Genomic DNA, 21,877 nt, shown 5'->3' with positions numbered 1-21,877 from the left:
GGCCAACAGCCAGATCATGTTACAGCGTATCGAAGATCATTACCAAACTTAATTCCCCAACACGTTCTTAAGCTACCAATTTTCAAATAGGTTCTTAATAATAAAGCATGTCTGAGAGATTTCGAGTTGTTAAAAATTGTACGCAACCAATTCCTAAATTTAGTCCGACTGTTAGTCTATCTGCTTTGTGTTCATTCAACCGAAAAGGGGCTACCTCTGTTGTTGTAGAAGATTTAGCTCAAGGAGGTGTATTTGTATACCGCCCTTCAGCCTTGAAACTTATAGAGGATGGCAGCATTATTCTGAAAGCAGCAGATGGTGGATTTTGGCAACGTCAATTTAGTGGTCCTGTTTATGCAAACTGGTTTCAGGTAACAGGTAGAAATGATTATCAAGTCTTACAAAAAGCTATTGATTCAGCGGCTACGCTTAAAATCAACGTAGTTGTTGTGCCTCACAAGGAATCGGGTTATAACCTGGAAAATAACACGCTGATCGTACGTAAAGGTGTTGAACTACGATCTGAGAAAAAAGGCGTGTTCCGACGCATAGTAGACACATATCAACGAATCAATAGTACCAAAACATCAGGAGCTGTTGTGATTTTAGAAAACCATTCAACAGTTAGCGATTTCTTGTTTTTCCACACTAATCAGAAATACAGTCTTTCAAACTCTAACGAGAAGTTTAACCCAACGGCGGCGGTGTTACAGCTTGGGAATAGTGCTAGTAACCCCTATGGTCTGGGTATCCGAATAAACAACGTGGCCGCTATTGGCTTTCTAACCATAATTAATCAACCTGAAAGCATACTAGGCGTTGATCTGCTAGAAATAGACGGTTTGTATGGTATGCCGTTGGAATGCGGCTTTAATATTTTTAGAAGTTGGGACGTGTGCCGGGTGAGCAATGTGCACTTTAATCTGAACTCGTATGATGGCCTACTAACAGGAAACACGACTAACTATTTCTACAAAGTAGCATCCACAGCCACCCTATTTCGAGGGGGGCAAATCGATGAATGGCAGCTTACCAACGTGTTTGGATTCGGCTTTAAACACTTTCTACATTCGGCCCGGAATATGTTTACTGGCGATAAAAACGGGGGCGGGGCCTACACGCTGGTCAACTGTTCGGCCGATGGGTGTCACCAGCCGATTCGGATTGAGCGGAATACCAGCCCGTTTGATATTAAAATATTGGGCGGCTTCATGTGGTCTTTTGTAAAAGTAGGTAACACACTTCCTAGCGTGGTTAGCTTTAGCCCGCAGTCATTCAATGTCAATGTCATCTTATCGGGGGTTAACATAGCCTCTATCGGTACGAACGGGCAGTCAGATTTTCTGTTTGGCTCGGAGAAGACCAAAAGCGCTGACTACTTGTTCAACTTCGAAGCAGGTAGCCATCATTGCAGCGTCCTTGTGGCCGGGGGCGTTGCTAATGAGTTTAACTTGTCTCTGGCCAATATCTCGCTCAATCAGCCCGACGCCAACGGCAATTTTGTGGACGTAGCGGCCGTGAGTGCCAACCGGCAACCGCTATCGGGTTATATCTCGGAACGCACGATTAAACAGCCCGACGCCACCCCGATCAACACACTGACCGGACTAGCCACCACGCGCACCAATGGAACCGAGTTTGTTGGAAATCAAGCCTACGTAGCGGTACTCAACATTCCCGTTCTGTCAAACGCGGGTTTGCAACTGGGTTGGTCATACGACGGCACCAACAACCTGTACTGTCGAACGCACAGCGACACGGCCCCCGCCAACGTGCATAATCCGTGGATACGGATTGACAAGCCCAGCTTACAGGGTAACGCTCCTCCCAACCAAAACGCGGACTACATTGGTCAGGAGTTTATTGATACCGTCAACCGGAAGGTGTACAAAGCGGTCAGTCTCGGCACTGGTGCTGACGACTGGATAGTCTTAAACTGATAACGCAAAACGCCCGGCCTAATCGACCGGGCGTTTTTGTTGGTGCCGATATCGCATAGACAAAAATGGCTATAGGATCCGGAAAGCATAGACGGAACTATCTAGGGTGGCCACCCGGATACATAGTTACGGGCATCTATGCAACCAGGTTGACCGTCGACGCTAGACAGCCGCGTCTATGCTCGAGCAAAATCGTCAATGCTGAAATTCGTTAAGACCTCATTGATAATGGCGTTCCGTTCGGCGGGGGGTAGTCGATTCAACTTATCAACCTCCCTACTGATCTTGCGCTTAATCCGTTGGCGCTCGGTAAAGTCATTGCCCAAATACCGGTAGTCATGTAGCAGACCGTCTGGGTTCTGAAAGTTCATGTACAGATACTCGACAGCCGGGCCGTTGCGGGTTTGCCCCGTAAAGGTCTTCAACCGCCAATCAACCAAGTAGTCAGCATAGACTGGATTCTCATAGGTTGACAACAGTACGTCGACGTTGGCGGGTAGATCACAAACGACCTTCAATAATTCCCGGTGGTCTTCGTCGGTCATCTCGCAGTTATAAACAGGCCGGGCCGTTCGGCGGGATGAAATGGGGTAAGGCGGGTCTAAATAGATGCAGTAACGTAAGCCGGGTTGAAATGAATAAGACCGCAGCAATTCTACTGCAGGCAAGTTAGAAACGTCTATGCCGGTCCGATTCCATTCTCGAACGACTACAGGGTCTAAGTCATTTAGTACCGACGTTTTGGCCGGTTTCTTCAATCGGTAAACGGCTCCGTTTCCCAAGAATAGTTCCATGTATACGTCATGGGGCCGAATCTCATTGATGATCTGCTGACTGACACCCGCGCCAAACTTGCCCCCGTAGTAGGTCGAAAATGCTTTTTCCATGTGAGCAATATAGACGGTTTTGTCTATGTGATCAAGTCTGGAGTAAAGACAGTTCTGTCTATGGTAGATCCACAAAAAACCGCCCGGTCGATTGGCCGGGCGGTTTTCGTTGTATTCGGTAGAATGTTTGGTTTGATCTGGCCGTTCGGCGGCTCAAGCGGCCGGGCCTGGGTGGTAGCCGGGACTGATCGCCAACCCACCGGCTACGTTCGGCCCTTACCAGCCGAATTTTATTTTGATAGCTACTGAACCTTAGTTGCTGTAATCAACACCCGCTTAGTAATGTTCTTTGTCCCATAACTCACTTGTCCAGTAGGAGCAATGTACGTGGTGGTATTGGTCGCTGCTGATCGATCAATAGTAATCTTGTTGGTAGCTAAAGTTCCTCCTCCTTTCTGATAGCCGAAGTACTTTACGCTATTGTAATACGAATAGTCTGGCACCTCCTGAACGGTGAAGTTATTGTTGGTGTACGATATTAGGTAGCCTAATTCAGTCGTTCCATACCGTTCCAAGAAATAATACGTATTGGCATCATTACCCGCGTAGACTGACAAAGTACCTGATAAGGGGGCTCTTGAAACGGCTCCATCAATCGTATAAGACGCTGTACCAGTAATCGCGTACTCACCAGCCATGGTATTACCAGATACAGGCGTAACGCTCTGATCTGACTTTTGACAGCTCGCGCAAGCCAAGAGGGATAGGATTGCAAAGGAAAGGGAGAATAGTTGTTGTCTCATTACTGGTTGATTGGTTGAATAGGTGAACTGACAATTATACGAAGCCTGTAGTAAGTGTGTAAGTGTAGTAGGCCCCTTTTCGAAAACTTTTTTTTCTTCTACACAAACTTGTCGTATATCTCGCTGGAGTAATAAGCCGATAACCGACGCAAGTAGATTTCTAAGGTCCGATGTTCCCGGAATCCATTCTGCAACTGCAATTCCCGTTCCGCTACGCCCAACGTAATAGCCCGTATGTTGCCCGTATGTTTCCAGCCGTATAAGGTGTATTTGCCTACAATCTTCAACCCTTTTAGTATCTGACGGTGCCGCTGGTAGTACATATTCTGACCACAAGCCACCGGGCCGGGTTCGCCGTCAGTGCCGAAAATATACCAGTCAAGCGGGTAGTTCTTTACGCTCAGATAGTCCAACAGTTGTTCCAGCGGTTTGGGAATCGTGGGGGTTTTGGTGCGCCGGGTTTTGCTGTTCTCAGGACGTATCACGACCGACCGCGCTTTTAAGTCTCCCACTTTCATTAGTCGAACCTCACGACCGGGCCGGGCAAAAGTGTAGTGTATCAGGTAGATATAGAGCAACAACCAGTAGTCCCGCTTCTCGATAATCCGCCCGAATATGTCTGCGACCTGCTGTTCCGAGTAGGGTTCGTGCATCTCGCTATCCTGTTTAGGCATTAGCTCGATGTTTGCAGCCGGGCTGATTTTATAGCGTTCCCAGCCCGGTTTGGTGAACTGGTAGAAGAACGTTTTCATTTGGGCAATTTCCTTATTCCGGGTGGTTGGGTCCGTATGCAGCTTAAGAATATGCCGTTTATACTTCTTACAAATCAGGGGGGTTACCTTACTGGTAGTGAGATTTTGCAGCTTACTATCCTTAAGAAACTGCCTGAATTTAGAACCGAAAAGCCGGTAGACTTTATAGCTACCGGCTCTGAGATACAGTTCTTTATATTCTAAATAGGCGTCCAAATCGTCCTGTAAAAGGGCATTTTTTAACATAATTGGCGAAAAAGTTTTCTGACTTAGAATAGTACAAACGAACAAGGCCGCTACTGCAAGCAGTAGCGGCCTTAACTTTGAATAATGCAATCAAGTGGAGATAGTCGGAGTCTGTCCCCTCTTTTCCACTATACCTTTCAAATAAGCGGTACGGGCCATTTCTTAGCCCAACAAAGTACAAAACACTGCTTCCTGTTAGTGTTAAGTCTGTTAACTGTTTAATCTGTTTATTTTTTCGTTAAGTCAGTTGTACCGCGTTCGGAAAAAAACGTATCACCTGATCTTGTAAATCAAGACGTTTACGCTGTTCCTGCACTAACTCTCTTAGTAATTGTATTTCGGTGTTTGTATCGGTCTTCACTGGCATAGTGACCTTACCAGCGAAGAAATCTTCTACGTCAAATCCTAATATAGAAGCATACCGAATAATAACTTTTCGTGATAGTATTTCGTGTTTTATGTCCCTCTCTACTGATACCCTAGTCTTGGGTATCTTATCAGCAATCTGCTGAATATTAAAGCCTTTGGTCTTGATTAGATTCAGCAATTTTTGTCCGTGATGTTCCATGTTAGAAAACGATTACTATTTGAGTATTGACTTTGGTTAGTATTGAGTGTAGCATTGACACACGATCAATCGGCGAAAAACGTCGATATATCGTCAAAAGTAAATCCAAATCACAATCACAATTCAACTTCTCAGTAAAACGATTTATGAAACGGACAAAGAATTTACTAGGACAGTGTTTCGATGTAGCGTCAAAGGCCAACCAATTAAAATTCAAAGCAGCTCTGATAGAAGCAGGAGAAGAGCAAAACGTAGACTTTGCCCGGAAATTCCGGGAAACCTGGCAGTATGTTGAAGCATTGGGCATGATACCTACAGCGATAACCGATGCAGCACGTAACTACTTGAATTACAATCCCCAATTACCTACGACTAGCGCGGGTATGCTATCAGCATTAAGAATGAAAGCCGCATGAATGAGACACGCCCAAATTTGGGCCGTCACTTGTCAGCGGCCTTAGCCTACTACAGACAGACCCGGTGTCCGGTATTCTTGAGCATTTCTAAAGTATATCTGGCTGCACTTGGTCGATACGACAAGAAAGTAAAGCAAGAGTTTAAAACCCGCCAAACGATCTTATTCAATGACTGAGCAAAAACTAGAGAAACAAATAAACAAGCTAATGCTCTCCGGTAAGCACACAGACCGAACAGAAGCAAAAAGAATACGTGAACAGCTTAAAAAATTACGCTCCCAGAACAAGCAGCGTAGCAACCAAATCAATAATCAAACCCCTACCCTATTCTAATGGAAGACATACTGAATGGTAGCTACTTACGCGCCGGGGGTATATGGGCCGCTTTACATCGACGTAAAGCACTAGCCCGGTTAGCATCCATTAAGGACTTACTACGTAGGCACGTAACGCACACCCTATACGAAGACAGTCGAAACGAGTTACTACAACTCATTAGCAGAAAGATAGGGTACAAAGAGAAGCTAATTAGTCAGTTTGATAATGAGTTCAGCGACCTATTACACAGGCAGATTACGAACGCAGAAAAGGAGATAAATACACTGCTTAGTTTCGTCATGGCCTTTGATTCAATGGCTGAATTTATGCAGACAGAAACAGCCGGTTTTGTGGATGAATGGTACAAAGCACAGCGGCAAAATCTTGTACTCAATCAGCTCCTAGATATGCGAACCGAACTGCACGAACAGTACAGTAACGTAGCTCACGATCTGCACGACCATATCTTAATTAACCGTCGTTCGGCAAACCAGCCCCCAAACCATCCCTTTACAGCCATTACCCATGCAGCCTAAGTCGCTCGACATTAACTCCCTAGTAGACCGTAACAAGGAAACGGCTGTTTTACCACTGACAGCCACACCCACCAACAGCAAACGAAAGTTTGACCTATCCGAACTCGACAGTAACCGAATAACACACAAAACCAGCTTCCCCGAACCGATCCCTACACTATCCGTCAACGGGTCTGCATTCGCTGTTGAAAGCGAACTATCCATCATAACGGGACTACCCAAAGCCGGGAAATCAGCGGTGTTGTCCGTGATGATAGCCGCGCCCTTTGTTTCCAGCAAAGAAGTCGATACCCTAAGCATAACCGCGCCCTCTGTCAAAGGGCGTAATATCATTTATATCGACACTGAAATGAGTAAGGGTAGTACGCAGAAGCTACATAATCAGGTCTTGCGTATAATGGACACAGATGTTACACCAACAAACCTTAGAATTTGGAATTGGAAAAAATATACTCCTAACGAACGTATTGAAGCCCTGAAAGCAACCTTTGAGCTAATACCTGACATTCATTTACTTTTCTTAGATGGCATAGCAGACTTCATGCTATCAGTCAATGATGAAGTAAAAGCCAATGAGTTGTTAGAGTGGCTTACTGTTATTGCCGAAGAAAAGAGCTGTTCTATTGTGACGGTCATTCACGAAAACTTTGGTAACGGCCAAGCTCGTGGACACATCGGTAGCGGATTAGGCCGCAAGTGCGCTGGTACAATTTCAATCAAGAAAGACCGGGCTAAGGACATTACGTCGATTGAATGTAAGACGCTACGACACGCGCCCGATTTCCATCCTGTCTACTGCCAGTGGAACATTGACCACAAACGGCTAATGCTAGTTGATGAAGTTGTTTCTAAAGCCTTAGCCAGTGAAGCCAAGAAGTCACCAGAAGAAAGGAAAGCGGAAAAGGATAACGCTAATCGAACCTTTCTGATTGATGTACTGAAACGATGCTTTAACGGCACTACCCAACTATCCCGTAAGGATTTGAAAGCGGCTCTTGTTGTCCAGTACGATCCGGGAAAGATTGTCGTAGAACGGACGGCAACCCGCGCTATCAATGATTGTCTTGATCTTGATCTGCTGACAGTTGACGAAACCAAGACCTATCAGCTAGTAACAGACATACCGTTTTAAGACACCACTTGTACGAGAAATCAAACCCGGCTTCAAATGCCGGGTTTTTGTTTTGTACTTAATGAAGTTTGGACAAACGGACTCGGCCCCCTATATATATGGACAGACAGACAAAAATATATATAAGGATAAGAAAAATGTCTGTCCATAATGTCCGACAATTTTTGACATTGTACTTAGGTAAGAATTTGTCCCAAAATGCCCCTATAGAGCAATTCTGACAGGTTAAAACAGAATAAACAGTAGGTTTCATGGTCTTGAATAGATCTATTAACAGAATAAGATTTCGGACAGACAGGACAAAATTCCCTATATATAAATATACGCCCGGTCCATGTCCAAAATGTCCTGACCAAATATCCTGTATCGGGAATCTATACGATACTGTAGCCCTACCTGTATGGCTTTGCGTAGGCTTTACCGGGGGCTTTTCGACGGCTTATGCAAATAATGGCGTAGGCTTATCAATGGCTACCAACAAAAACGCCCGGTCATATCGACCGGGCGTTCTGCTGTGATTGTTTTAATAACCTAATCACACATTCAGGACTTTTTTGCTGATGGGCTGCTCAAGATGTTCTAAGATGATACGGGCAACGCGGGGCGGGAACACTTGTTTCTTCCCCTTCACCCAACCGACTTGAGGAATTACCGGCTCTATCCATTCCTCAAACACCGTCATTGAGACATTATCATACATCATCAAAAAGTCTTTTTTACTGAATTTTCCCTGAGTAGAAATTTCGGGCATTGTAGGAAATTGTGGGATATGGTTAAGGACTGTTATAAATGGTGAGCATTCTCTTCCTTAAGATACACAATTCTAAATCCATACGCAAATGCATACTAATCTTGTATCACCGAACGGCGAAAGCTAAGTAGAAACTGAGGCAAGGTTAACATGGCAGACTTAAACACAACCTATCATCCGTACATACAGAAGTTCGACTACCCGGCGATACGGGCTGAACTGTTGTATGACTTCTTCCCCGATGATAGTCCCGTTAAGCAGAACATGGCTAAGTTCCTTGCGGAACTGCAACAGAGCGATTCTCAACAAACCATAACGGCCAATGCCGTTTCTGTTGCTTACTCTGGCTCAACGGCTGCTGACCGTCAGGAATGGCTTCGGGCTAGGATTGCGGCTGTATACGCCCGGTTGGACGTAATCAGGGGGTTTGTTGAAGGCTATAAAGCGCAAATCATTGCGGCCGGTGGTGAGCCTCCTGCTGACCCGCTCAAGACCATTGCAACGGTCCTCGCGCTTATTCCCATAACGGCACCCGTTGGGGCGGCTGCTACGCTGATCGCTAAACTGGTCAACAACGACAAAGCCAACCAGCAATACAGGGATCAAAAGATTCAGGAAGCATCAACGGCCCTAAGTGGGTTTGCTCAAGATGCTGCTCAGTTGCAGGCTATTCAGTCTCAGCTAGTCAGTGAATTAGGCAAGGCACCGGACAAAAAAAACCCGAACGATCCTAATTATGAAGCTCCGTTTGTCATTCCGACTTGGTGGTATTACGTCGGGGCCGCTGTTCTGCTACTTCTCTTAGTCTGGCTTCGCAGACGCAACCTTAACCGTTCCAGACGATGAAGAAAGGATTTATTATAGTGGCTCTAGTCGTCTTACTGGCCCTGTATATTCTCAACAAGGTCAACACGGCCAAACAGCTTGAATTTACCGTTGCCGCACCACGTAACGTAAGCCTAAAGGGTGGGGCGCTTTCGTTCGACTTACCACTGATCGCGGCTAACGTAGCGTCCGGCTCGATACGGGTCAAGGCTATCGACATGGACGTTCTTTCAGCCGGTAAGTATCTCGGAAAAGCGGTCATGTCAACCCCTACCACGATTCAGCCAACCGCGCAAACTACGCTCCTAGTCCGGGTGACAGTCAGCTACTTTGATCTACTCACGGCAGCCGGGGGAATCGTCAACCTGTTCAAACAGGGAAAAGCCAGTCTGATGCTCGACGGCTTAGTCTACGCAGAAGGGTTTCAGGTGCCAGTCAAACAGTCATTCGAATTTGAACTACCTAAATTTTAATTATGGATGACTTAGAAGAGTACCGCAAGTTTTACGAAACGCTCGGTTGGAGCTACGATGACGTAGACGACTACCGCAAATTCTACGAAACCGAAGGCTATGCCATTTCGGGACCATCGGACAAGAAACTAGCTACTGACGTTCAGCTTGCTAAGTCAATTGCGGATAAGGACGGCAACACTCGCCTATCGAACACGCTTGATTTTATCCTCAAATACGGGGACCGGGCGTTAACGATCCTGACGAAAAACGGCATTATCAAGAATCAGAATTTAGCTAATGCTGGCTACACGTTCAACGTGATTGACGACCCCAAAACAACGACACCAATAAGCGGGGCACCGGACCCACAAAGCCGGGTTTTTAACCTTGATTTCTCTGACCCGAAAGTTCTGATTATCTGCTTTCTAGTCATTATGGCAGTGGCTTACTTCCTGTTCTCCAACAAGGCAGCACCCGCCAAACGGTAGCACTTTCTAACCTCCCTATATCTCTCAATTCATTTTTAAACCCCTAATTTTTCCCTACGCTTATGTCTACAACACAAGTAGGTTTTTTGGGCCGTACTGGTCCGCTTTTCATTGACGACAGCACTGTATCAGGCAAGAAAATTGTGCTACAAGCTATGCTGTATTCAGGCGTGCTCAAGCTCGTAGCAAAACAGCCTGCTTATGGTAAGTCTGTACTAGGTGGCAATGAGTCTGATTACGCACTCGGACCCTATAGCGACAATCAGGTGGTAGGCAATGCTCCAGCCTTTAAATCTCCCGCAACAGGTAACGCCTTTGACACGTACTTGACCGTTGGCAACGACTGGGTAAACGGTACGACTGCTGATCTGAAAGATTGGGGTACGGCTCCTACGGGTGGTGGTAATCCAACTAACACCGGGGGCGGTGGTACGACGCCAACCACAACCGGGGGCGGCACTACGACCGGGGGCGGCACCACTACGGGCGGTGGTACAACAACCGGTGACGGTGGGGTTTATAAGGCTCCGACCGTGAGCGAGCAAATCAGTACGTTCCTCTCGAACTACTGGTGGTTGGTGGCAATCATTGCGATTGCTCTGCTCTGGAAACCGCTGATCGCTCCCGCGCTCGGTATGGGCAAAAAGAAGCGCCGGTAAGCTAGATTCTCTAACAACTCCCCGATAAGGCCCGGTACTACTGGCACTAGCTACCATGATAGGCCGGGCCGCTTTTCTCCATCCTAAACCCCTTACTCTTTACCAGCATGGCAAAGAAAAAGAAGTATCCAAAGGCTCCCAGTGCTAAAGCATCGCTTGAAACCTTGCAGAAATACGAAAAGAAGTGCAAGGAAATCAGCGCCTATAACGCTGGCTTAGAACGCGCCGTCACCCAGAAAAAAGCCATTCGGGACCGCGTGGCTAAGATGAAATCCAAATAAACAGCATTTCGGCCGGGTAATGTCCCTTGATTGGGTTCCGGCCGAAATACTGACTATTCCCCCTTCCTAAAATGGACACTGTACAAACCGCCGTTGAGTATATCCGGCACAACCGTAAGCCGTATTGGTGGGTGAAATCGGGTAGCCGCAAGGTGGGTGAATGTACATCGACGGATAACGTAGAAGACTCCATTCACCAATTCTTGACTTGTGTCAACTTCTTACCGCCTGGCTCCTATCAACTGGAATGTTCCGATAAGGAAAACAACCGTTCCGGCTCCCTGAACTTTCCCTTCACCAAAGCCCAATCAAGCGGCCAATCCGCTACGCCTATGCCACCGGCTCAACCATCTACTAACGTGTACGGCATCCCTGATGCTGTATATCAGAAAATTCAGGAAGAGACTCGGCAGAAGCTTCTAGTGGAACAAATGCATGGTCAATTCATGGACTTCATGCAGGAATGGCCGGAATACAAAAAGAAGATTGACAAGTGCGTCGAACTGCTCAAAGATGAAGACGACGACGGCATACCTGATCTGTTTGAGAGTGCCAAGAAAGTAGGCGATACTATCGGGGCCGTATCAGAAGTAAAGAAACTCGTTTCAAACGGCAAGCTATTCGGCAAGTAGCCTTATTCCCTTACAAACATCATGGATCAACAGAACTTACCGGCCCCCGTGGTCGAACCTCAAGAACTTACTCAGGAATACGTCATTAACGCCGGTATTGAGCTATACAGTGCCTTAGAAGACGCTACTGATGACGGCGGTACGGCCGTAATGATTATCGAAGAATTAACGAAGGTTATTAAGAGTGATCCGGCAATAGCGAAGGAAACATTGACGCCGGAAAACATCGCTAAGTTCTTCAACCTCAAAAAGAAAATGGACGCCGGTTCGATTCAAATTAATGACGTTACCGACGCCTTCCCCGCTACGGCCAAGTTTCTACCCATCGTATCAATGTTGGGTAAGATGAAGTTTTTCTAACCCCTTAACTGCTTACTATCGTGCCTGTTGCCCTACTCTTATTCTTACCCCTGCTAACCTCCCTCGGTAACGGTCTGGCAAAGGGGGCTGACAATGCCGCGCAAGGCAAATACAACAAAGCCGTCGTGTGGTTATTGGCCGGGTTGGGCGTGTACCTGTTGGTACGGGGTTTCTCCAAGTCGAAACAGCAAGCCTATCTAAATACGGCTGGCACCGACAAAGCAACCCAACAGGCGCAGGCACTACGGGATGCCTTCAACAAATCAGGCATTAGTTACCTGATGGCCTTTGACGGCACCGATACTGATCTGGTATTCCAGACGGCCGCGCAGATTACCGATTACGCGGCCGTGTCGGATTCGTACCGGGTACTCTATCCCGGCTCGGAACTGACCAACGATCTACAGACCGAACTAAGCCGAACGGACTTGCAGCGGTTCTGGGATATTGTCTACAAACGGGGGTCTAACCCTACGGCACCCACCACGCCAACCGCTACGGGTAAACAGGTCAAAGCTACGCAGACGGTTAACGTTCGGGTGTATTCTAAACCAACCGTCGTGGAGAAACAGGCTAAAGCCGGGGAAATCATCGGCACCTACGTAGGGGATGAATACCTGACCATTAACGGCACTAAATCCCTGTTTGTGGTGGTCACGGTTCCGGCCTTTCTCGGCCTCTATACGCTCAAGTATTACGTTCTCAAATCCGCAATAACCCTAGTCTAATGAACCATCACTTTATCATACTGATGCTCGGAATAGGGGCCGTTGCTACGCTGGTCAATAAGGCTAAACGTAAAGTGTTACGTTACCCGGTTGCCAACCCCAAAATTACCAGCGGCTACGGGGAACGTACTCACCCGATTACGGGCGTCAAATCCTTTCACAACGGAATTGATCTAGCCGGTACAATTGGCACCGTCATAGCGGCACCGGCAGACGGTGTAGTAACGGGCGTCAACGTCACTGCTACCGGGGGGAATCAACTGTTCATTCGACACGACAACGGATTTACAACGGGCTATGCTCACTTACAAATGTCGCTGGTAGCCGTTGGTGCGCGTGTCATCACTAGCCAGGTCATTGCGCGGATGGGCAACACCGGGCAAAGCACCGGGCCGCACTTACATTTCACCGTTCGGGACCAATCAGGCCAACACGTTAACCCGGTTGATTATCTCTACTAATTATGGCACTCGCTTACGAAACCAGCGTTCCGTCCGCGTACCGGACGGCCTTTGTGCAGAAGGTACAAGTTATCTCTAACCGGCTCGTCATTGATCCGAATTGGTTAATGATTGTGATGCGTTTTGAAACGGCTGGCAGCTTTACGCCCTACGTGAGAAACAAAAATTCGGGGGCCGTTGGGTTGATTCAGTTCACCGAAAAAACCGCTAAAGACCTGGGTACCTCGCTTACGGCATTGGGGCTGATGGACGCCCTTTCGCAGCTCGACTACGTTGAGAAATACCTGACGCCTTACCGGGGCCGAATGCTCAATCTGTACCATGTCTACATGGCTGTCTTTGCGCCCGCGTATATCGGACGCCCTGACGCGCAGGTCGTCTACGCAGCACCAACCTTGTCCTATACCTATAACAAGGCGCTCGACACTAACAACGACGGCAAGATTACGGTGGGCGAAATCAACGAAGTAATCAAACGCTACATACCGGCCGGGTTTGAAAGCGTCACCCCAACTGACCCGGCCGTTCCCATTGTGGCTGCTTGTGCTGGCTTATTCCTGCTTTACAAAATCCTTTCATAAACCATGCGTAAAACCCTTTTAATCACCAAGTCAGGACCACTTGATTTAACCTTTACGGGTGATAGTGCGATTGCCAACGTATCGGGTCAAAGCCCGATGTGGGTAGTTCCCACCGAAGATCTGGACGACATTGACGGCCTAGAAGACCATGCCCTACGGAACGGCATCTTTAATGCTATGTATCGACTCCAACCGGGCGAACGTCGGACGCTGGCAAAGGAAAAGTACCAAGTCATTTTAGGGGCGCAAGCCGTCGCTTTTCTAAGCTGCAACGGCAAGCCTACGCAACCCGCCGAACCCACCACAACTGCTTAAACCAGCGCGAACCGCCAGTTCGCTAGGGCCGGGCCAACGTCCCGGCCTTTTTTTGTCTCTTCCTTCCCAGCCTTACTAATGAAAGCACTTTTACTTTTTCTGCTGCTGATTTCGTCGGCAGCGTCGGCCAACGCGCCCGATCTACCTACCGCGCCGGGTAGTCTGATCTATTCCGAACTCATACCCGCTGATTACCGGGCGCAATTTGAAGCGGCCGTGATTGCGTCAGCATCCCGATTGAAGGTCCAACCCGATTGGTTGATGGTCTGTATGCGCTTTGAAACCGCTGGCACCTTCCGGGCCAACACGCGCAACAAGTACAGCGGGGCCGTTGGGCTGATTCAGTTCTTACCAACGACGGCCAAACGATTAGGCACTACGCCTAACAAGCTGGCCGCAATGACGGCCGTAGATCAACTGCTCTACGTCGAACGCTACTTTCAGCCCTACGCCGGGCGGATGACCGATGTGTACGATGTGTACCTAGTCATTTTTGCCCCTGCTTTCTTAGGCCGTCGTCACGGGCAGGTTCTTTACCGAGCGGACGATCCCACCCCGCTAGGGCGTCGGCGCTACCACTATAACCGCGTTCTCGATGACAACCGGGACGGGGTCATTACCATCCGTGACGTTAAACGGCAGATACGCCGATTTGTACCTAAACCCGCTTAATCCAATGACAACAGTCGAACTGAATACACAGGAACAGGCATTGCAGGAGCAACTAAGGCAGATTGCTCTTGATAAAGAAAACGCGGCCAAACAAGAGTATCAGGATAAGCTAGATGCAATAGCCGCACACGAAGACGGAGCCAACGCGTACCGCAATCAGGCCGCTAAAGCCCTGACCGATGACGACAAGAAACGGCTCTATCAGTACGCCGAAACCGAAGAACAGTTGGCTGCTGAACTACGGGTTCAACTTGGCATCATCACCCCGGAACAATTACAGGATGATGTTTCGGAACGGCAACACCAACAGCGGCAAGCCACATGGCGGCAAATAAACGGGCTATTTTTCAAAGCTCTGTTGGCGCTGGTTGCGTTCCTGATCTCGGACTATGCATCGGCTAAACTGGAAGAAGGTTTTTTGTCCTTCGCACTCAAGTCAGTCGCACAAATTGCTTACTCCTTATCGGGTGTATTCGGCGGTTGCTGGCTGGTCTGTATTATTCTCTTTGGCTACGTCAGCACCTATGCTGTGAGCGACTTAGTAAACGATTTCAGGGAGACTAAACCGGCCGTTCGACTGGCTATTCTAACGGCGCTGTTTGCGGCAATCCTTCACCTTCTAACCGGCTTTATTCCCGATGGCGTCTAGTAAAGTAGTCTTAGTTGAGCCGTTCGAAAATTGCGTCTACCAGCGTGATAAATCGAATATGGCTCTGATTCCTGTATCGGGTACGGTTCCGACCGCTACGCAGACGGTAAGAGCCATTCTGACGCCCATACAGGAAGGACGAACAACCCCGATTGAACAAATGATTCCCGTTGATAAAGACGGCAATTTTGGGGGGTCGATTGCGGTTCCGGGGGGCTGGTATGTGCTGACGGTTCAAGCTGGTGAAGCGTCGTTTCTGATTCGCCGGGTTGGGGCGGGTGAAGTGTTTATCCTGTTCGGGCATTCGTTTATGCAGGGTGGACACGATCAATCCCACCAGCTACCAGCCACCGACGAACGATCTGTTACCTTGCTTGACGATCTGACCGCGCAAAACAACCTGTTCGGCAAGATTACCAAAGAGGTGGGACCGTTCCACGAGTCACCGGATTACGTGGGCCAACTGGCAGATAAATTGGTTGCTCGGTTAGGGGTTCCGGTCATGTTCTACGGGTGTGCCTACGGTGGGTCGAATATCCTGCAAACCTACCAGCTTTTAACGGGGGTTAGTGGGCGTCAGCTACCACCGGGGGCCAAAGAGCCAACTAGACAGCCGTTCACGCCGGTAGAAGACGTACTGACGAAGTACGTACCAAAAACGGGCGTTCGGGCAATCCTGATGGAACACGGCTACAACGACCGGGGCAGCGATACGGCAACGTTTGAAACGCAGTTCCGTTACGTCATGGATTACGTCAGGAGTCAATACAGTATGCCTAATCTGGCTATTGTGTTGGTGCAGGAACAACTAACCAACGTACCCGGAACACTGGCAGCACCCAACACAGCGGCCGGACTAGCGAACCTGCTGAAGACATACCCCAATATGTATAAGGGGCCGGATTTCAACGATCCGCAGTGGTCTACGATGTGGTCGAATAATCATTTGTTTGGCCCCGCTATTGATCTGTTTGCGGCCGAATGGGATAAGGCGCTTTCTGATTCGTTCTTTTCCACTAGCACCCCTTACCCGGCCGTTGGCGCTGATGTGTTCCCGCTGGTCTTGTACCAAGCGCCAACGACTAGCATTAAGCCGTTCGACTGGCTACTACTGGCAATCATGGCCGCGTGTCTGTTCGGTATTCTCGTCTATAAGAAACCGTATCTGATGTGGGCATTCCTCCTACTGGCGCTCATCGGCTTAGGCCGGGTTACGGGCAAAGTATAGTCTTAAAATTGTCCCATGATGTTTCGGGATTCGACCGGCCGCATTGCGCCGGTCGAACTTTATTCCCGAATCTTATTCGGTTTAATGGATCCGATCGAGCTGACAATGCCGAATATTCTTTTGTATGATCGCTGAATTAGTCAAAGCCGGGTACTTCCGGGAAATCGTAACGGAAGGCCGTAAAACGCTGGTCTTAAAAAGCCCGGTGCAAGTGGTCATTAAAGCGGACGTACTGAAAGCGTTGCAGGGGGCTTACCCCTTACACGAAGAAACGGGCGGCATCCTGTATGCCTTCCCCGATGGAAAAGGGGCGCTGATCGTTACCCGCTTTACCATCCTGCCTAGTATGCTGTTAGGGGCCGAACGTCGGACGGCGTACCAACCAGCCGGAAGTCAGGCCGAACGCAACCGCGCTCTAGCGGCCGGGGCGTTACCCATTCGGTTCCATTCTCACCCGCTGTCGATCTACGAAAATCCGTATGACAAACAGCCGCTTTTGTTCTTTCAAAAAACCAGCTCGGCAGACCGGCACAACAGCTACCTACCGATCACCATTGACGGCCGTACCGTCGTCCTACCTGACGGCCTGCTATCACCCAATGACCGGGACGGGACCGACGTTCGGTTTTACCTGTACGGGGGCTTTGTGGCTCCCGATTCCCTGCAAGCCCTGCTGACCTCGGAAAAGGTCTACGTGTATTTCGCTGTACTGGTCGTGCTATTCGCTTACCTGTTTGGCGGGTTTCGCCGGGCGGTGGTGGTATTCGGTTTAGCGGCCGTGTGTAGCCTGATTGTGTTTATCGCTGAGAAACGGCCTACGGGCGTCAAGAACGCAGACGGTGACCTGGTTATCTCAATCCCTTAGTTTACTTAAACCCTTACTTTATATGATTACGCAGGATAACATCAGTATTGCCCAACGCGTGACGGCTCCCAAGCCACCCATCTTTAAAAAGCTGCTCAAGATTGGCGGCATCTTGACCGTAGTAGGAACGGCGGTTGCATTTGGTCCGGTTGCCCCTATTGTGGCTACGATTGCCGGGTATGTGGCTACAGCGGGAACGGCAATGACGGCCGTAGCTGGTTTGCCGGTTGATTTTAATGCGCTGGCTAAAAAGCAGGAAACCCAGCCCTAACCCCGTATCTCGATGTCAACAAAGGATGTATTCTATCTCGCTCTTTTCGGGTTGATTGTCTACCTGATTCTTAAGGTTCGGGGGCAAGCAATTAGCCAACAGGCGCAACTCACCGACATTGCTCAAAAGCCAACCACCTTAACGACAGTCATAAACCAACCCGCACCAACAACTACCCCACCCCCTCCGTTTGATTATAAGACAGCTTTTGATAACTACGAACCTAATCCCACCGGGGTAATAACGACTTAATCATTATGGCTCTTACGCCCGAACAGCAAAACATCGCCGACGCCTTTAAAGCCGTCAAAGACGAAATGTACGCCATACCACGCGTCAGTCCATCGCTGAACGTGACCGCGCTCGCAGCACTCAACCGAAAGGGGGCAACTTCCGTCATTCTGGAAGACATCGACCGGGGGGGAAGCTTCATCTACAGACCACAATCCGAAAACCTGACGGTCGATAACGGCATCATCTTTCCGGCTCAGGATGGGGGTTTCTGGCAACGCCAATATGAGGGCTTCGTCAACGTGAAGTGGTTTGGGGCAAAGGGTGGCTTTAACGATGATACCGATGCCTTCCAGAAGTGCATGGACTACTTGTGGCAAAAGGGCGGGGGGACCATGTTTATTCCTTTTCGTATTGACGGCTATTCGTTGCGCAAGCTGCAACTACGCAGCCGGGTCAACATCAAAGGGGATGGTGACGAGTTGAAGATACGGGCGTTAGTATCATCGGAAACTGGCTTTTTCGTCTTGGGTGATACGCCGGTAGCATGGGTGACCTACGAAAACTTCGAGCTGGTGGGCAATCCCGCCAACATCAATCAGCACGGCTTTTATTTCACCGCCTACCCGCAAACAATCCCCGCGTGGACCGGGGGGCTATGGTGGACCAAGTTTCGCAAATTGAAAGTATCGGGGTTTCCTAAGCACCAGTTCCATTTCTACGCGGTAGACATCGAACGGCCTGCTTACAACGCGGGGGACGTAGCCAACCAGTTTCTTACCTTCGAAGATGTGCAAGCCTATCGCTACGACAATGACGACAGTTTGTGTCTGTACGCCGAAGGGCAATTTGGACAGGTGCAGGTACTGGGTAACTGTCAGTTCGACGGACCCAACTTGAACAAGGGAACGCTAATCAAGCTCATTTCACACCCGCACGATAACGCCAACGGCAGCGATAACGTGTATACGGTCAACTTCATGGGGGCAACCATGCAGGGGGCTAAGCTGGGCGTTTACACCTACAACGTACAAGGGGTGTGCTTCTTCAACTGTCACCATGAGCAACTACGGGGGGTCTACCACATCGACGCGGCTAGTTATGTCACGATTGATGGGGCAACGCAGGCGGGCGGTTGTGGTGTCGATGGAGGTCAAGGCTTTTTTCTCAAGAACTCGACTTCCTTTGTTACCTTCCGTAACGTGCCGGTCGGGGGCGAAGACACGACCGTCATCAATCAGAATGGTACCACCATATCTGACGGCTGGTATGCCGCCGGTCCAATCCGCTTTACGGGAACGACTCGCCAAATGCAAGTAGCCAGGGGGCAGCTTGATTCGGGAAACGAAACGAAGGTCTTGCTCGACAACCAAAACAATGCGGACGTATTACTCACCACTATCAACGGTCGCTTAGGACCGGAAGCCCTACTAACGTGCCGGGTGTGGGGGGACGGTTCGTTCAAGGTCACAACGGGGGGCAACATCAGCTTACCGGACTGGATGGGTAGCGTTCACTATGCCAAGCGTAACGATGTGCTTGTGTTTAAGCATATGGATTTGCCCGATGCGTGGGTACTGATTAGTAGCACCAGTGCTATACAGCAACGGGCCGATCTGGTTGCTCAATCGGGTTTACCCACCATAGCAGACATACCACCGGGGAAAGCGGTTTTGTGGAAGAACACGACTGATGATACAATCAAGTGGTACACGAATGATAACGGAGTTATCAAACCAGTTTAACAAAAAAACGCCCGGTCGATTGGCCGGGCGTTTTTCGTTGTACTCGGTAGAATCTTTGGTTTGTGCTGGCAGTTCGGCGGCTTGAGCGCCCTGGCCAGGGTGGGAGCCGGGACTGATCGCCAACCCATCGGCTACGTTCGGCCCTTACCAGCCGAATTTTATTTTGTTAGCGACCTTACTGCTTTGGCCCTCTTACAACGGTTATATCTCTATATCTGGCACCGTTGTAAGTTGAATTTATATTGATCGTAAAATCAATAGAGTTGTTTTTTAAGATACCATCTCCATCTACGTTCGTTGCAACGGCTGTTCCCAACAGATAGCTTTGTCTGGAGATAGGGTTAAGCACAAACCCGTTATCGGAAACGGTTGCTGTCAATCGCTTTGTAGGAAATATAATTAGCATCTCCTTATCAGCTTGCCCCTTCGCTATTACCAACACGTCATTACTGTTAGAGTACGTTCCTTTGGCTGGTGTTGACGAATCCAGCGCGAAAGAAGACGTTTGAGACAGTACGTTGTATGTTCCGTAATACTGTTCACGCGGGTCTACGTCAGCATCTTTTTTACAGCTCACACAAGCTAAGAGCGATAGGATTGTAAGAGAGAATAGTTGTCTTCTCATTGATAGTTAACTGGTTGAAAGGGTGAATGAACTATACAAACTTTTCGTAAATCTCATCATCGGAAAATGCAGACAAACGGCGAGTGTAAATTTCCATCGTTCTATATTCCGTGAAGCCGTTTTGCATTTGCAACTTCTTAGGATGGATACCTAACCGGATTGCCTTAATGTTGCCGGTATGTTTCCAGCCATACACTGTATACTTTCCTTCAAAGCCCAATTCTGTAAGAACTTTCTTATGCCGCTGGTAGAAGTGATTTTTTCCTACGGGTTCCGGCCCCGGCTTACCACCCTTCCCAAACACATAATTATCAGCGGGATAGTCTCTAATCTTAAGATCGTCGATTAAGTCGTTAAGCGGCTTAGGCAGTGTTGGAGACTTAGTAATGTTAGTTTTCGAACGACCGGGGCGAATAGTAACGGATCGCTCTTTCAAATCCTTAACCTTCATAAATCGTACTTCCTGACCGGGCCGGGCAAAGCAGTAATGAACAAAGTAGATGAAGAGCAATAGTGCGTAATCTTCCTGCTTAGTTAGTCGTTCAAATATGGCAGCGGCTTGTGCATCGGTGTAAGGCTCGTGAATTTCGCTTTCCTGCTTTGGTACGAGTTCAACGTCAACAGCGGGGCTAATGTCGAACCGCTTACGTCCTGCTTTGGTGAAATACAGGAAAAACGTCTTGAGCTGGTTAAGCTCTTTATTCCGGGTAGTTGGATGACTATGCAGCTTGAGTATATACTGTCTATACTGATCGCAGCATTCAGCATTAAACTCCTTAGTAGCTATCTGCTCTATTCCTTTTTCTTTCAAGAAAGCTAGGAGCTTATTACCGAAGTTTCTATAAACCTTGAAAGCGGTTTCAGCTAATGTTGATTTTTTAACGGTTAGGTAAGCTGCTAAGTCATCAATCAGTAAGGGAGCCTTTTCAACTGGTTTCGGGGCTTCGGGCGTTGGGTCAGGGTCAAAGACAGCTCCCTGCTCAAGTTGCTGATCTATGAACGCAATCCAGCGGTTTGCTTCCTTAAGTCGTTTCTTCGGGTCTTTCTCTGTATTGAACCTAGAAAAAAAACGGCGCTGCTTTGATTGCGTCCTGACGTTCCATTGGTAGAACTCGATTAACCAAGTTTTTTCAGGGTTATGCTCAAAGTGGAATAGCTTACATTTTCTGAATGGTGGGGCTTCAGAAATGGTATTTTTAGGCGGCTTCATGCCGGTAATTGTTAAGCGATTTGTTAAGTTCAGATGGCTATACATAAAAAACGCTGTTTCCTGTACGGAAACAGCGTTTTGCACTAAGTTGTGGAGATAGTCGGATTCGAACCGACGGCCTCTACAATGCCATTGTAGCGCTCTAGCCAACTGAGCTATACCCCCTCAACACAATAATGTGCGTTTTGTGGGTGCAAATATGAGGAAAAGATCAAGACTTCACAAACTGTATCAATAGATTTTTTAAGCTTATAGCTTTGTCCTTCGTAGGCTCGCTCTTGATTTGTTTTCTGTTACGAAATGGCTA

30 protein-coding genes and 1 tRNA gene are annotated in these 21,877 nt (G+C 48.4%); 23 read left to right on the top strand and 8 right to left on the bottom strand.

What is annotated here, in order from left to right; translation table 11 throughout:
• Nucleotides 1-272: 272 nt before the first annotated feature.
• A complete protein-coding gene (locus tag ACYVAD_RS11105) occupies nt 273-1,940 on the top strand; it encodes a hypothetical protein (protein WP_461139556.1) in 1,668 nt (555 codons plus the stop codon).
• Between the two features lie 176 nt (nt 1,941-2,116).
• On the opposite strand, the gene ACYVAD_RS11100 is transcribed toward ACYVAD_RS11105, so the two are convergent.
• Nucleotides 2,117-2,827 carry a DNA adenine methylase gene (locus ACYVAD_RS11100; RefSeq protein WP_461139555.1) on the bottom strand — a complete coding sequence of 237 codons (711 nt, stop codon included), beginning with the start codon at nt 2,825-2,827 and terminating at the stop codon, nt 2,117-2,119.
• 60 nt (nt 2,828-2,887) lie between these two features.
• On the opposite strand from ACYVAD_RS11100, the gene ACYVAD_RS11095 reads away from it, so the two are divergent.
• On the top strand, nt 2,888-3,076 hold the full coding sequence (locus tag ACYVAD_RS11095) for a hypothetical protein (RefSeq protein ID WP_461139554.1): 189 nt from the start codon (nt 2,888-2,890) through the stop codon (nt 3,074-3,076).
• Here the strand turns inward: ACYVAD_RS11095 and ACYVAD_RS11090 are convergent.
• From ACYVAD_RS11090 to ACYVAD_RS11080, 3 genes are all read right to left on the bottom strand, one after another.
• Nucleotides 3,070-3,465, bottom strand: coding sequence for a hypothetical protein (locus ACYVAD_RS11090; protein WP_461139553.1), 396 nt, complete (start codon nt 3,463-3,465; stop codon nt 3,070-3,072). The two genes, ACYVAD_RS11095 and ACYVAD_RS11090, sit on opposite strands and share 7 nt — an antisense overlap.
• A gap of 203 nt (nt 3,466-3,668) precedes the next feature.
• The gene (locus ACYVAD_RS11085; protein ID WP_461139552.1) at nt 3,669-4,568 is read right to left on the bottom strand and encodes a tyrosine-type recombinase/integrase; all 900 of its coding nucleotides are present in this window, start codon (nt 4,566-4,568) and stop codon (nt 3,669-3,671) included.
• Nucleotides 4,569-4,806: 238 nt separating this feature from the next.
• On the bottom strand, nt 4,807-5,136 hold the full coding sequence (locus ACYVAD_RS11080) for a hypothetical protein (protein WP_461139551.1): 330 nt from the start codon (nt 5,134-5,136) through the stop codon (nt 4,807-4,809).
• Nucleotides 5,137-5,282: 146 nt separating this feature from the next.
• Between ACYVAD_RS11080 and ACYVAD_RS11075 the strand changes: the two genes are divergently transcribed.
• The 3 genes from ACYVAD_RS11075 (at nt 5,283) to ACYVAD_RS11065 (ending at nt 7,538) form a co-directional block, all read left to right on the top strand.
• The gene (locus ACYVAD_RS11075) at nt 5,283-5,552 is read left to right on the top strand and encodes a hypothetical protein (protein ID WP_461139550.1); all 270 of its coding nucleotides are present in this window, start codon (nt 5,283-5,285) and stop codon (nt 5,550-5,552) included.
• Nucleotides 5,553-5,884: 332 nt separating this feature from the next.
• Nucleotides 5,885-6,406 carry a hypothetical protein gene (locus ACYVAD_RS11070; protein WP_461139549.1) on the top strand — a complete coding sequence of 174 codons (522 nt, stop codon included), beginning with the start codon at nt 5,885-5,887 and terminating at the stop codon, nt 6,404-6,406.
• Nucleotides 6,396-7,538, top strand: a complete 1,143-nt coding sequence (locus tag ACYVAD_RS11065; RefSeq protein ID WP_461139548.1) for an AAA family ATPase — start codon at nt 6,396-6,398, stop codon at nt 7,536-7,538. The genes ACYVAD_RS11070 and ACYVAD_RS11065 overlap by 11 nt, the downstream gene beginning before the upstream one ends.
• A 535-nt stretch (nt 7,539-8,073) precedes the next feature.
• On the opposite strand, the gene ACYVAD_RS11060 is transcribed toward ACYVAD_RS11065, so the two are convergent.
• Entirely contained in the window at nt 8,074-8,289 is a 216-nt protein-coding gene (locus ACYVAD_RS11060; RefSeq protein WP_461139547.1) for a hypothetical protein, read from the bottom strand.
• Nucleotides 8,290-8,439: 150 nt separating this feature from the next.
• Between ACYVAD_RS11060 and ACYVAD_RS11055 the strand changes: the two genes are divergently transcribed.
• The 18 genes from ACYVAD_RS11055 to ACYVAD_RS10970 all read left to right on the top strand — a co-directional run bounded on the left by ACYVAD_RS11055 (nt 8,440) and on the right by ACYVAD_RS10970 (nt 19,735).
• A complete protein-coding gene (locus tag ACYVAD_RS11055; RefSeq protein WP_461139546.1) occupies nt 8,440-9,135 on the top strand; it encodes a hypothetical protein in 696 nt (231 codons plus the stop codon).
• Entirely contained in the window at nt 9,132-9,587 is a 456-nt protein-coding gene (locus tag ACYVAD_RS11050) for an LEA type 2 family protein (RefSeq protein ID WP_461139545.1), read from the top strand. Before ACYVAD_RS11055 ends, ACYVAD_RS11050 begins: the two co-directional genes overlap by 4 nt.
• A gap of 2 nt (nt 9,588-9,589) precedes the next feature.
• A complete protein-coding gene (locus ACYVAD_RS11045; protein WP_461139544.1) occupies nt 9,590-10,057 on the top strand; it encodes a VOC family protein in 468 nt (155 codons plus the stop codon).
• Between the two features lie 62 nt (nt 10,058-10,119).
• Entirely contained in the window at nt 10,120-10,716 is a 597-nt protein-coding gene (locus ACYVAD_RS11040; RefSeq protein ID WP_461139543.1) for a hypothetical protein, read from the top strand.
• A gap of 107 nt (nt 10,717-10,823) precedes the next feature.
• Nucleotides 10,824-10,997 (top strand): hypothetical protein, encoded by a 174-nt coding sequence (locus ACYVAD_RS11035; protein ID WP_461139542.1) that lies wholly within the window; start codon nt 10,824-10,826, stop codon nt 10,995-10,997.
• Between the two features lie 71 nt (nt 10,998-11,068).
• Entirely contained in the window at nt 11,069-11,629 is a 561-nt protein-coding gene (locus ACYVAD_RS11030) for a hypothetical protein (RefSeq protein ID WP_461139541.1), read from the top strand.
• Nucleotides 11,630-11,650: 21 nt separating this feature from the next.
• On the top strand, nt 11,651-11,989 hold the full coding sequence (locus tag ACYVAD_RS11025) for a hypothetical protein (RefSeq protein WP_461139540.1): 339 nt from the start codon (nt 11,651-11,653) through the stop codon (nt 11,987-11,989).
• 20 nt (nt 11,990-12,009) lie between these two features.
• Nucleotides 12,010-12,717: a hypothetical protein gene (locus tag ACYVAD_RS11020; protein WP_461139539.1), complete on the top strand. Its 708-nt coding sequence runs from the start codon at nt 12,010-12,012 to the stop codon at nt 12,715-12,717.
• Entirely contained in the window at nt 12,717-13,178 is a 462-nt protein-coding gene (locus tag ACYVAD_RS11015) for a M23 family metallopeptidase (RefSeq protein WP_461139538.1), read from the top strand. Before ACYVAD_RS11020 ends, ACYVAD_RS11015 begins: the two co-directional genes overlap by 1 nt.
• Before the next feature lie 2 nt (nt 13,179-13,180).
• Entirely contained in the window at nt 13,181-13,759 is a 579-nt protein-coding gene (locus ACYVAD_RS11010; protein ID WP_461139537.1) for a transglycosylase SLT domain-containing protein, read from the top strand.
• Between the two features lie 3 nt (nt 13,760-13,762).
• Complete coding sequence (locus tag ACYVAD_RS11005) at nt 13,763-14,074, top strand: hypothetical protein (RefSeq protein WP_461139536.1); 312 nt, start codon at nt 13,763-13,765, stop codon at nt 14,072-14,074.
• A gap of 78 nt (nt 14,075-14,152) precedes the next feature.
• Complete coding sequence (locus ACYVAD_RS11000; protein ID WP_461139535.1) at nt 14,153-14,746, top strand: transglycosylase SLT domain-containing protein; 594 nt, start codon at nt 14,153-14,155, stop codon at nt 14,744-14,746.
• Nucleotides 14,747-14,750: 4 nt separating this feature from the next.
• Nucleotides 14,751-15,395, top strand: coding sequence for a hypothetical protein (locus ACYVAD_RS10995; protein ID WP_461139534.1), 645 nt, complete (start codon nt 14,751-14,753; stop codon nt 15,393-15,395).
• On the top strand, nt 15,385-16,623 hold the full coding sequence (locus ACYVAD_RS10990) for a hypothetical protein (protein ID WP_461139533.1): 1,239 nt from the start codon (nt 15,385-15,387) through the stop codon (nt 16,621-16,623). The genes ACYVAD_RS10995 and ACYVAD_RS10990 overlap by 11 nt, the downstream gene beginning before the upstream one ends.
• Nucleotides 16,624-16,747: 124 nt before the next feature.
• Complete coding sequence (locus tag ACYVAD_RS10985) at nt 16,748-17,488, top strand: hypothetical protein (protein WP_461139532.1); 741 nt, start codon at nt 16,748-16,750, stop codon at nt 17,486-17,488.
• A 22-nt stretch (nt 17,489-17,510) separates the two neighbouring features.
• A complete protein-coding gene (locus ACYVAD_RS10980) occupies nt 17,511-17,759 on the top strand; it encodes a hypothetical protein (RefSeq protein ID WP_461139531.1) in 249 nt (82 codons plus the stop codon).
• A gap of 12 nt (nt 17,760-17,771) precedes the next feature.
• Nucleotides 17,772-18,011, top strand: coding sequence for a hypothetical protein (locus ACYVAD_RS10975; protein ID WP_461139530.1), 240 nt, complete (start codon nt 17,772-17,774; stop codon nt 18,009-18,011).
• Nucleotides 18,012-18,016: 5 nt separating this feature from the next.
• On the top strand, nt 18,017-19,735 hold the full coding sequence (locus ACYVAD_RS10970; RefSeq protein ID WP_461139529.1) for a hypothetical protein: 1,719 nt from the start codon (nt 18,017-18,019) through the stop codon (nt 19,733-19,735).
• 175 nt (nt 19,736-19,910) lie between these two features.
• On the opposite strand, the gene ACYVAD_RS10965 is transcribed toward ACYVAD_RS10970, so the two are convergent.
• The 3 genes from ACYVAD_RS10965 to ACYVAD_RS10955 form a co-directional block, all read right to left on the bottom strand.
• Nucleotides 19,911-20,360 carry a hypothetical protein gene (locus ACYVAD_RS10965; RefSeq protein ID WP_461139528.1) on the bottom strand — a complete coding sequence of 150 codons (450 nt, stop codon included), beginning with the start codon at nt 20,358-20,360 and terminating at the stop codon, nt 19,911-19,913.
• A 31-nt stretch (nt 20,361-20,391) separates the two neighbouring features.
• Nucleotides 20,392-21,654, bottom strand: coding sequence for a tyrosine-type recombinase/integrase (locus ACYVAD_RS10960; RefSeq protein WP_461139527.1), 1,263 nt, complete (start codon nt 21,652-21,654; stop codon nt 20,392-20,394).
• Between the two features lie 7 nt (nt 21,655-21,661).
• Nucleotides 21,662-21,735, bottom strand: a tRNA-Ala gene (locus tag ACYVAD_RS10955).
• Nucleotides 21,736-21,877: the final 142 nt, after the last annotated feature.

The organism is Spirosoma pomorum, assembly GCF_054776615.1.
This window is presented reverse-complemented; position numbering and strand designations above follow the sequence as displayed.